2 protein-coding genes are annotated in these 12,597 nt (G+C 58.4%); both read left to right on the top strand.

The features are described from left to right. Positions 1 to 91 precede the first annotated feature (91 nt). A complete protein-coding gene (locus tag L1N82_RS21940; RefSeq protein ID WP_235289589.1) occupies positions 92 to 7,432 on the top strand; it encodes a non-ribosomal peptide synthetase in 7,341 nt (2,446 codons plus the stop codon). Between the two features lie 18 nt (positions 7,433 to 7,450). After that, positions 7,451 to 12,597, top strand: a 5,147-nt coding sequence (locus tag L1N82_RS21935) for a non-ribosomal peptide synthetase (RefSeq protein WP_235289588.1), incomplete at its 3' end; no start/stop codon positions are given.

Below are 12,597 nucleotides of genomic sequence, written 5' to 3'. Positions count from 1 at the left end.
CTGCAATTGTTGTGAATTTGAGGGCCATCGGGCAAAAACAGCACCATGGCGGAATACCGCCTGGAGAAAGCTAAGCCACAAGGAGGCACGCATGAGCGTTATTGACCGACTTTCGTACAACGTAATGCTGTCCGACCAGCAGTTCGAGGCTGAACGCAATTATTGGCTGGGCCAGCTGGAGGGTGAGCTGCAGTTCGGACGGTTCCCGGCCAATATGCATGAAGCGGCGGGGCCGGTGCCGATGAAGGCGGAGCCATACCGGTTTGATCCGCTGCTGACCCAGCGCATCTATACATTATGCGGGGGCTCTCAGGCCGGGCTGTATATGATTCTGACAGCAGGCGTTTTTTACCTGCTGTACAAGCATACCGGCAATGATGACCTGACGGTCGGCATGCCGATGCTCCGGCAAGGAGAAGCGGAGGGCGGCGGCCACATGCTGGCGCTGCGGCTGGCCATGGAGGAAGCAGGGAGCTTGAAATCCCTGTTAGGCCGTGTGAAAGAAATTGTGATGGACGCCGACCGTCACCAGAGCCTGCCATTCGGAGCAATTGCCGCCCATAAGCAGCTTTCCTGGGGCTCGGACCACTATTTTCATACAAGTGTGTCACTTGACGCCCTTCATCGGGAATTACCGGAAAATGAGCGGAGCGATCTGCATCTCAGGTTCCGTTCGCACGGCCCGGATGACCTGCTGCTCGAGGTTTCCTATGACGGGGCGTTATATGAGGAGGAGACGATCTACCGGTTAGCCGGCCAGCTGCAGCTGTTCCTGGACCAGGCACTGGCTGCGCCGGAGAAGCCGCTTCAGAACATTCAGCTGATCACAGCGGCTGAAAAGGACCGGGTGCTGGGACAGCGGCGTGAGAACGAGGCAGCCTATCCGGATACGGCTACCATTCACAGCCTGTTCAGGGAGCAGGCATCACGGCATCCGCATCGCACGGCTGTACAATCGGGCGGCATGCGGATGACATACCAGGAGCTTGACCAGCGTTCGGACAGGCTTGCTGCCAGGCTGCAAGGCCTTGGCATCTCGCGTGACAAGCTTGTTGCTGTCCTGCTGGACCGGTCCGCACAGATGGCGGTTGCGGCGCTGGCTGTTCTGAAGGCGGGCGGCGCATATGTGCCCATAGATCCCGATTATCCGGAAGACCGGATCGCCTACACGCTGGAGGACTCCGGAGCGGAGGTGCTGGTTACGGAGAGCCGTTTGAAGGAGCGGCTGAAGCTGACGGGCGGCAGCTATACGGTCGTGGAAGCTGACGACGCTGAGCTGAGCCGTGAGCCTTCTGCCGGCGGGCACCCGGTCCTGGTTGATCACAGCAGCCCGGAGGACTTGGCTTACGTCATCTATACATCGGGAACAACCGGCAGACCGAAGGGGGTCATGATCGAACACCGCAATGTGGTGCGGCTGCTGTTCAATGACCGGTTCCAGTTCAGCTTCAGCGAGCATGATGTATGGACGATGTTCCACTCGTTCTGCTTCGATTTTTCCGTATGGGAAATGTACGGAGCCTTGCTTTATGGAGGACAGCTTCTGATTGTGGACAAGGAAGAGGCCAAGGACCCGGCCGAATTCCTGAGGCTGCTGGAGCGTGAAGGCGTGACTGTACTCAACCAGACTCCGTCCGCCTTTTATAGGCTGGTAGACGCGGCGGGTGCCGGGGCAGGCTACAGGCCCGCGCTAAAGCTGCGGTATGTTGTATTCGGCGGGGAAGCGTTAAACCCGCAGCTGCTGCGGCCATGGCAGGACATCTACCCGGAGACACGCCTGATCAATATGTACGGCATCACCGAGACGACTGTCCATGTCACCTTCAAGGAGCTGACGGCTGCGGAGCTGGCATCGGCCCGCAGCAATATCGGAAGGCCGATTCCAACGTTAACGGCTTATATTATGGACAGCGGCCTAAACCTTCTGCCTTCGGGCATTGCCGGCGAGCTGTGCATAGGGGGACTGGGCGTTGCTAGGGGCTATCTGAACCGGCCGGAGCTCACCTCAGAACGGTTCGTAGACAATCCGTACCTGCCTGGTGAACGGCTGTACCGCTCCGGTGATTTGGCAAGAATGCTGCCAAGCGGCGATATTGAGTATTTGGGCAGGCTCGATCATCAGGTCAAGATCCGCGGTTACCGGATTGAGCTTGGTGAGATTGAGAACCGGCTGCTCCAGCATCCAGCTGTGAACAAGACGGTTGTGCTGACCCGCTCGGACCGGGGACAGTCCGATATCTGTGCTTATTATACGGCAGAAGGCAGGCTGTCTTCGCCTGAACTGCGGGACTATCTGGCCGGATTGCTGCCGTCGTATATGATACCGGCCCATCTGATCCAGATCAGTGAGATTCCGATGACGCCCAATGGTAAGGTCGACCGTAAAGCGCTGCCTGACCCGCTGGGCATCGTACCGGCGGATGAGCTGGTTGAGCCGCGCACGGAGCTGGAGCAGCAGCTGTCATCTCTATGGGCCGAGGTGGCGGGAGTCAAGAAGGCAGGTGTGACAAGCAGCTTCTTCCACCTTGGGGGAGACTCCATCTCCGCTATTACGCTGATTAACCGGATTAACCGTGAGTTCGGTGTGCAGCTGCAGATCAAGGATCTGTACCTGCATCAATCTGCTGCCGAGCTTGGCCAAATTCTGCAGCAGCAGCTGGAAGCAAAGGCAGCGCAGGAGCTTGGAGCAGAGGCAATACAGGCGGAACCGGCAGAGCCTTCCTCAGGGCCAGACTCATCCCGGCCATTGCTCCCGATCGATCAGGCATGGCAGGAGCTGGACGAGCTAAAGGAACGGATTATGGGTGATCCCAAGCTTCGCGCCCTGCTGCCAGCCGATGCCGAGGATGTTTATCCCATGAGTGATATTGAGCGGGGAATGGTCTATTACGCGATCATACACACGGGTGAAGGCGTCTATCATGATCAATTCATTTACCATTTCGCTGATGACAGCTTTGAGCTGGAAACCTTCGTGCAGGCAGTTCAGCTGATGGCGGACAAGCACAGCATTTTCCGGACAAGCTTTAATTTGAGCGGCTTTGACAGTCCGATGCAGGTGATCAGCCGGGAGGTGCAGCCTGATATCGAATGGGCGGACATCACCGCTCTGCCGCGCAGAGAGCAGGAGGAGCGGGTAAGGCAGGTGCTGAAGGAGGACCTTGCCCGGCCATTCCAGGTGCATGAAGCGCCGCTCTGGCGGATCAAATTGTTCCGGATTGCAGCTGACCAGTTTTGCATGTGCTGGATTTTCCACCACGCCATTCTGGACGGGTGGAGCAATGCCTCGTTCATGACGGAGCTGTCGAACACCTATTTCCGTTTGAAGGAGGAGCCAGCCTTCCGGCCCGAGCCGCTCCGCAGCGATTACCGGTCCTATGTGGCCGAGCAGCTGGCGCTTAAGGCAGACCCGGCTATCCATGCCTTCTGGGAGCAGGAGCTTGACGGCTACAAGCGACTAAACCTGCCAATTCTGACGGAGGTAACGGAGAATGCGGATATGGACCCTGCTGAAGACCAGGGGACATACACGCTGGCGCTGGATGTCGGCCTGCTGCATAAGCTCACGGATAGCGGAAGGCGGGAAGGCATCAGCATTAGAACCTACTGCTTTGCAGCCTATGCCAGCATGATGAGCATGCTGTCCTACGACAGCGACTTCATCGTTGGCCTGATTGAGAACAACCGTCCGGTATGCGATGACTCGGACCGCCTGCTTGGCTGCTTCCTGAATACGGTGCCGGTCCGGGTCCGCATGGAGCGCGGAGTGACCTGGAACGAGTATGTCCGCGGCATTCACCGCCAGCTGATTGAGCTGAAGCATTACGGCCGGCTGCCGCTCTACGAAATCCTTAAGGCGGCCGGGGAGCCGTCACAGGACGAAAATCCGCTGTTTGACACGGTGTTCAACTACGTTGATTTCCATGTCTATGAACAGATGGAGCATTTTAGCCGAATGGACGAGACGCTGGCCGTGCAGGGACAGGAAAAGACGAACACGCTGTTCGATTTTTCCATCTTGAATACGTTCCAGCAGTTCGCCGCCCATATCATATATGATCCTTCCCGGTTCTCGGGCGGGCAGGTGAAACGTCTGGCAGGTTATTTCACGCAAGCTCTGCGGGCGATGGCGGAGCAGCCGGACTTGCCGGTCCGCAAGCAGGATATTCTGCCTGACCCGGAACGGCAGCAGCTGCTGTACACCTGCAATGCGACTCGTATTCCATACCCCTCCGGCGCTTCATTCCCGGACCTGTTCCTGGAGCAGGTACTGGCAGGACCTGACCGCACCGCTCTGCGCGGCGGCGGCAGGAACTGGTCTTACCGGCAGCTCTATCAACAGGCGGCCGGCACGGCTGCCGAGCTGAAGAAGATGGGCATCGGACGCGGGGACATTGTCGGGCTGATGAGCTCCCACTGTCCCGAGGCGGTGATCGGCGCCCTGTCCGTGATGATGGCTGGCGCGGCATTCGTTCCGATTGACCCCGGGTATCCGCAGGATCGTGTGGCGCATATGCTGCGCGACAGCGGGGCGAAGCTTGTACTCGCCCGTGCGGCGGAAGACACCACGGCTGCGCAGGGTACAGCCGAGACTCAGGTGCTGCTGCTGAATACTGTCCCTGCCGCTTTGGAAACAGACATCGGCCTGAATAAGGGTGCGTTCCATGACTGGCCTCAGGCAGACGATCTTGCTTATATCATCTATACATCCGGCTCCACCGGCAGGCCTAAGGGCGTTATGGCAGAGCACCGGGGACTCGCTAACCTGAAGACATTCTTTGCTGATCAGCTTGGCATTACACCGGAGGACCGGGTTATCCAGTTCGCCAGCAGCTCATTCGACGCTTCCATCTGGGAAATGACGATGAGCCTGCTGACCGGCGCCAGTCTGGTCATTCCAACGAAAGACATCATCATGAATCCCTCCCAATTTGTCGCTTATCTGAATGACGAGCGGATCACAGTGGCAACACTTCCCCCAACGTATCTGCAGCAGCTTGATCCGGAAGGCATCAAGACTCTCAAGAAGCTCTTCTCCGCGGGCTCCGCAATCTCACCCAAGCTGGCGGAGCAGTGGAGCACACGCGTCAACTACTACAATGCTTACGGACCGACCGAGACGACCATCTGTACGACCGTCTGGCCTTATGAGAAATCCTGTTCGCCGCTGAACACCGTTCCAATCGGCCGGCCGATCGCCAATACAGAGGTATACATCCTTGATGATCAGGGACAGCTGCAGCCAGCCGGAATACCGGGCGAGCTGTGCGTGGCTGGAGAATCACTGGTCCGGGGCTATCTGAACCGCCAAGAGCTCACTGAAGAGAAGTTTGTCCAGGCCGAGCTTGACGGTCCGCGCAGACTGTACCGGACGGGCGACCTGGCGAGCTGGCTGCCGGACGGCAACCTGCGCTACATCGGACGGATCGATCACCAGGTCAAAATCCGCGGTTACCGTGTGGAGCCCGGCGAGATCGAGGCATGTCTCGGCAGGATGCCGCAGCTTGCGGAAGCTGTGGTAATAGACCGGACAGACGGACAGGGAAACACATACTTGTGTGCGTACTATGCAGCTGCAGCTGATGTAACGGTCAGTGAAATCAGACAGTACTTGGCCGGCAGTCTGCCGGATTACATGATACCGGCCTATATGGTTGCACTGGAGCAGATGCCGCTGACACCTAATGACAAGATTGACCGCAAGGCGCTCCCGGCGCCGGAAACCATCATGCAGGAGGCTGCTGCCGGTGAGCTGGCTGATCTGCAAACCGAGATGGAGTGCAGGCTTGCGGAGGTTTGGCAGGAGGTGCTCGGATGCCGGGCGGGAAGGGATTCGCACTTCTTCGAGCTCGGCGGTGATTCCATTAAGGCGATTCAGCTGACAGCCCGCCTCCAGGCGCAGGGGTTAGAACTGAGTATCCGTGATCTGTTTCAGAATCCCACAATCCGTCACGCAGCATGCTGCATCCGGGCAACCGAGCATACAGTCGACCAGGGTCCGGTAGAGGGTGAATTCTTATTAACGCCGATTCAGAGATGGCTGTTTGAGGAGCATGCAGACGAGCTGCATCATTTCAACCAGTCCGTCATGCTGCTAAAGCCGGATGGCTTTGATGAAGCGGCACTTGACCGCGCGATGGCGGAGATCGTCCGGCATCATGATGCGCTGCGGGCTGTCTTCCGCCGGAAAGGGGATCAGGTAGCCGGCTGGATACGAGGGGTTGATGAGCCGGGTGCCTATTCACTGGATGTGCATGACATGACAAAGCTGGAGAACGCAGGCGCTCATATCGAGAAGCATGCGGCGATGCTCCAGGCAAGCATGAATCCGCAGGAGGGACCGCTCTTCAAGGCTGCTCTCTTCCGGACCGGGGAAGGCGATCATCTGCTTGTCATCGTCCACCATCTGGTGGTGGATGGGGTATCCTGGCGTATTCTGCTGGAGGATATGGTGGATGCTTACCAGCAGGCGCTGGAAGCGCGGGCGATTCGCCTCCCAGCCAAAACCGAATCGTTCAAGGCCTGGTCGGCGGAGCTGCATGAATATGCCGCTTCCCGCGAGCTGCAGAGGGAGAAGATGTACTGGGCGGCGATGGAGACGGCGGATATCAAACCGCTCCCTTACAGGAAGCAGTCCGAGACGAATCGTATTGCGGACAGCGAGGAGGCGGTCATGACGCTGGATGCGGAGCAGACCTCCCGTCTCTTGAACCAGGTTCATCATGCTTACAACACAGAGATGAATGATCTGCTGCTGGCCGCGCTGGGGATGGCGCTTCAAGATTGGACGGGTAATAGCCGGATTTTGCTGCAGCTGGAGGGGCATGGCAGAGAACAGCTTCGGCAGCCGCTGCCGCTCGGCAGAACAGTGGGCTGGTTTACTTCGGCCTATCCGGTAGTGCTCGATATGGAAGCGGGGTCTGGTTCAGCGAGCGAGGGTGAACGGCTGGCTTACCGGATTAAGCGGGTGAAGGAGGAGCTGCGTCAGATCCCTGGCAAAGGTATGGGTTACGGCATCCTGAAGTACCTGGCACCGCATGAAGAGACGGCGGCGCTTAAGTGGTCGCTCCAGCCGGAAGTTAATTTCAATTACCTGGGGCAGTTTGATGCAGCCCGGGAGGATGCAGGCATCCTGACCTCCCCATATTCCATGGGGCCGACGGTCAGTCCGGATTTCCGGCGCCCGGCCGTACTGGATGTGACGGCGATGATTACAGGCGGGCGGCTGGCCGCGGCAGTCAGCTACAACCGTTATGAATATTCAGCAGAGCAAATGGAGCAGCTGGTCCGCTCCTTCCATAACTGCCTGCAGGCCATTATCGAACACTGTGCAGGCCGGGAGAAGACGGAGTTGACGCCGAGCGATCTTGGCAACTCGAAGCTGTCGCTAGAAGAAGTGGAAGATATCGAGGACTTTTTCAACAATTTATAGGCAGAGGTGGTAGCTGGCATGTCCGCAAAGCTGGAGGTTCAACATATTTATCCGTGTACGCCGCTGCAGGAGGGAATGCTGTTTCACGCGCTGCTTGACGGGGAATCGCAGGCATATTTTGAACAGACCGCCTTTCACCTGTCCGGTACTCTGAACATTGTATGGCTGGAACGAAGCTTTAACGGGCTGATTGAGCGGCATGATAGCTTGCGGACCAATTTCATACACGGGAAGACGAAGATGCCGCAGCAGGTCGTGCTGAAGAACAGGCAGCTGCGTGTGCAGACGGAGGATTTGTCCGGCTACGGGGAAGAGATGAAGCAGTGGAAGCTGGAGGAATTCAAGCAGAGGGACAAGGAGCGGGGCTTTGACCTGGCGCGCGATCTGCTAATCCGCATTTCGGTGCTGAAGCTGGATGACAGCCGTTCCGTGCTGCTCTGGAGCCATCATCATATTCTGATGGACGGCTGGTGCATCGGCATCATCATGAAGGAGCTGATGCAGCTGTACGAAGCTTGTGCCTCGGGCCGCCCGGCAGAGCTCGACAAGCCTGTTCCATACAGACGGTTTGTGGAATGGCTGGACAAGCAGGACCGGGAGGAGTCCAAGGAGTACTGGCGCAGCTATCTGAGCGGTTACGAGCAGCCTGCCGGACTGCCGGCGAGGACGGAGCGGGCAAAAGCAGAAGGTAATGCAGCACAGGAGGAGGTTTCGTTCCGGCTGTCAGAGGAGCTGACTAGCAGCCTGCGGGAGCTGGCGGGTGCACAGCGCGTCACGCTAAATACGGTGGTCCAGTCCCTGTGGGGCGTTCTGCTTCAGTATTATAACCGGACGAGTGACGTCGTCTTCGGATCGGTTGTGTCGGGCAGACCGGCCGATATATCCGGCATTGAACAGATGGTTGGCTTGTTCATCAACACTGTGCCTGTGCGCATTATGGGCGGTGACAAGCCGTTTGCCGCCGTGCTGCAGGAGGTGCAGGCCGCTTCCGCGGCTGCGGAAGGCCATCACTATTATCCGCTGTATGATATTCAGGCCGAGAGTCAGCTGAAGCACAGGCTGCTTAACCATATTGTGGCCTTTGAGAATTACCCCATCGCACAGCAAATTGAGGAGTCAAATGAAGGGTCGGATACTGGTTTTATCATTGAGGATGTGGATGTATTCGAGCAGTCCGGCTATGACCTGACAGTAGCAATCGGTCCAGGCGCTTCCCTGTTCGTCAAGCTGAGCTATAACCCTCAGGTATACGACCGCGCCTTCATGGAGCGGGTTGGCGGACATTTCCGCCAGGCAGCGGAGGTTGTTGTCGCAGAGCCCGCTATACGGGTATCGCAGATACCTGTGACAACAGAGGAAGAACAGAAGCAAATTCTGCTTCAGTTCAATGCCACACGGCGTGACTATCCCGCAGACCGCAGTATTCCTGAGCTGTTTGCTGCACAAGCAGAGGCCAGGCCCGAAGATGAGGCCATACGCTGGGCAGACGGCGGAATGACGTACCGGCAGCTTGACGAAGCCAGCAGCCGGGCTGCGGCTGCAATTCTGGCGCGGGGAGTGTCTGCGGAGCAGCCGGTCGGGCTGCTTGCTGACCGTTCGGCTGCGACGGTAGTCGGCATGCTGGGCATCTTGAAGGCAGGCTGCGCCTATGTGCCAATTGACCCGAATTATCCTGCCAAGCGGATTGCGTATATGGTCCGGGACAGCGGCATCCGCCTGATGCTGAACGCTGTGGATACGATGGACGCTGCGAATGCTGTGAGTGCCGTCAATGATGCAGGCAGCGGAGGATTTTCCTATAACGGGGAACTGATGTCAGTAAGGGAGATTGCCGGGGCCTCAGAATCCGAGGACATGACGGATGGGACGGTGTTCCCGCCGGCAGGTGCCGAGCAGCTCGCGTATATGATGTACACATCCGGCACAACGGGCGAGCCCAAGGGGGTCATGATCACCCACCGCAATATTGTGAGGCTGGTCTGCCGTACGGATTATGCCGAGCTGCGGGCGGGTGACCGGCTGCTGCAAACCGGTGCGGCTGTATTTGACGCCAGTACCTTTGAGGTATGGGGCGCGCTGCTGAACGGGATGACTCTCTGTCTGGCGGATGAGGACACGCTGCTGGACCCGGAGAAGCTGGAGACGGCCATCCGGCAGTACGGTGTCACGACCATGTGGCTTACTTCCCCGCTGTTCAACCAGCTGTCGCAGGAGAAGCCGGACATGTTCCGCAGCATGAAGCAGCTGCTTGTGGGCGGTGACGCGCTGTCGCCAGTCCATATTAACCGCGTTAGACGGCAATGCCCGGGGCTCGTTATCATTAACGGCTACGGGCCGACTGAGAATACGACATTCTCGGTTTGCGGCCGTGTGGACCGTGACTACAGTCAGAATATACCGATCGGCCGACCGATTGCCAACTCGACCGCTTATATTGTTGACGAAGCGGGCAAGCTGGCACCGGTCGGCGTACCCGGAGAGCTGTGCGTGGGCGGAGATGGAGTCGGTCGGGGTTATCTCAACCGGGAGGACCTGACTGGCAGCAGGTTTACTGCTGATCCGTTCCTGCCCGGCGGGATGATGTACCGGACCGGCGACCTGGCCAGGTGGCTGCCGGACGGGCGGATCGAATATTTGGGACGAATTGATTTGCAGGTAAAGATACGCGGCTTTCGGATCGAACCCGGCGAGATCGAGATCCGCATGCTGGAGCATGCCGCGGTTAAGGAAGCGGTAGTCGTCGTACGGGAGGTACATGCTGGGCAGGATGAGAGGGATATCGCCGGCAGCAAGTACTTATGCGCCTATTATGCCGGACAAGAGGAACTAACAGCGGCTCAGTGGCGCGAATGGCTAAGCGACCGGCTGCCTGACTATATGATTCCCGGCGCCTTCGTGAAGCTGGAGCAGCTGCCGCTCACGCCAAACGGCAAGGTGGACAAGTCGGCCCTGCCTGAGCCGCCGGAACCATCGGCAACCGGCACAGCCAGCGAAGCACCGGCAGGTGAAACGGAGGAGCAGCTTGCGGCGATCTGGATGGAAGTGCTGGGCGTCGCCCGTGTGGGACGCGAGGACAGCTTCTTCGATCTTGGAGGCCACTCACTAAAGGCGACCCGGTTAGTTCAGCTGATACAGAAGCGAATGGAGGTGCGGCTGCCGCTTAAGCAGGTATTCGCAGCGCCGACCTTATCACGGATGGCAGGGCTGCTGGTTCAGGGGGACACCGAGCAGCTGCCGCCAATACCAGAAGCGCGCAAGCGCGATTACTATCCGGTATCCTCCGCACAGAAGCGGATGCTGATGCTGCAGCAGCTGGAGTCGGCGAAGGCGGCTTACAATGTGCCGGGTGTCTATGAGCTGAACGGTTCGCTGCAGAGGGACCGGCTAGAAGAGGCATTCCGCAGGCTGATTGCCCATCATGAAGCACTGAGAACCTCTTTTCCGCTGGTCGATGGGGTGCCGGTTCAGCAGGTTCATGCGGAGGTGCCGTTCACACTGGCTGCACATCCCGTACAGGAGCATGAAATCGGGGAGCGGATTGGAGCATTCATCCGGCCCTTTGACTTGACGAGTGCACCGCTGATGCGGGCTGAGCTGCTGGCAATCACGGACAGCCGCCATGTGCTGCTGCTCGATCTGCATCATATCATTACGGACGGTATGTCGATGGGACTGCTGCTGGACCAGCTGGTAGCCTGCTATGAAGGAGAAGAGCTTGCTCCGGCAAGACTGCACTACAAGGATTATGCGGTCTGGGAGCAGGAGTGGCTGCAGTCTGAAGCCATGCAAAAGGCAGAGCGGTTCTGGCTGGAGCGCTTCAGCGGAGAGCTTCCGGTCCTTGAGCTACCTTACGATCAGCCGCGCCCGGCTCAATACAGCTTTGAGGGAGACCGGCTGACCTTCAAGCTCGATCAGGCTTTGTCAGCCAGGCTTCAGCGGCTGAGCGCGGAGAAGGGCGTTACGCTGTTCATGACACTGTTGTCCGCTTATCAGGTGCTGCTGGCGCGGCTGTCAGGCCAGGAAGACATTATCGTTGGTTCACCAATCGCCGGCCGCAGCCATCCGGACTTGGAGCAAGTCGTCGGCATGTTTGTTAATACGCTGGCCTTCCGGCTCTATCCGCAGGCTGGCAAAACCTTCGCCAGCTTCCTCCAGGAAGCAAGGGAGCATGTGATGCAGGCCTTCGAGCATCAGCAGCTGCCTCTCGAGCATGTGCTCGGAAAGCTTGAGTTGAAGCGCGATGTTAGCCGGAATGCGCTCTTCGACACCATGTTCGTTCTGCAGAACATGAGTCCTGGCCAGGGCAAACCGGGAGCCTTATCCGTTGAACCTTATGCCTTCGATCACCCGGTCGCCAAGTTCGATCTGACCTTAAGCGCGGTGGAAGACAGGCAGGATAGCTCGATTGGCTTCAGTCTGGAGTACAGTACCCGGCTGTTCCGGCGGGAGACAGCGGAACGGATCGCCGGTTATTATGTATGGATTCTCGAGCATATAACAGCAGATCCGGATGTCCGGCTGCAGGACATCGCTATGCTGTCTGCCGGTGAGGAGCATAACCTGCTGTACGGGTGGAACCGGACAGCTGCGAAATATCCGCGTGACAAGACATTACATGGGCTATTCGAAAAGCAGGCTGCAGTCTGGGCAGACCGGACGGCACTCGTGCATGAAGGACAGCGGCTGACCTACCGGGAGCTGAACAGCCGGGCTAACGCTCTGGCACACCGTCTGCGCACAGGAGGGGTAGGCAGAGAGACGGTAGTTGCTGTCATGATGGAGCGTTCGGCAGGCATGATTACGGCTCTGCTGGCTGTTCTGAAGGCAGGCGGGGCGTATCTCCCGATCGATCCCGCTTACCCGCAGGAACGGGTGGAGTTCATGCTGGAGGACAGCGGTGCGGGATGGCTGCTGACCGATGGCTCCGGTGAAATTCCGATGACGTTCAAGGGGCAGGTAGTCATGCTGGACAGAAAGCAGGCTGTACCTTCGGGTAAGCCGGGCATAGCGGGCGCGGGCCAGGTATCCCTACATGCGGGGCAGCAGTTCGGTTTAGCTGACGCTGATGGCCTGTATGCCGGCCCTGAGCCCATCAATGAGCCGTCCGATCTGGCGTACATTATCTACACCTCGGGCACGACGGGCAAGCCGAAGGGCGCGATGCT

Origin of the sequence: Paenibacillus tarimensis (assembly GCF_021532315.1) — a bacterium.
In the GTDB taxonomy this organism is placed as follows: domain Bacteria; phylum Bacillota; class Bacilli; order Paenibacillales; family Paenibacillaceae; genus Paenibacillus_I; species Paenibacillus_I tarimensis.
The sequence above is the reverse complement of the archived record's forward strand: the minus strand, read 5'-3'. Positions and strand labels throughout refer to the sequence as shown.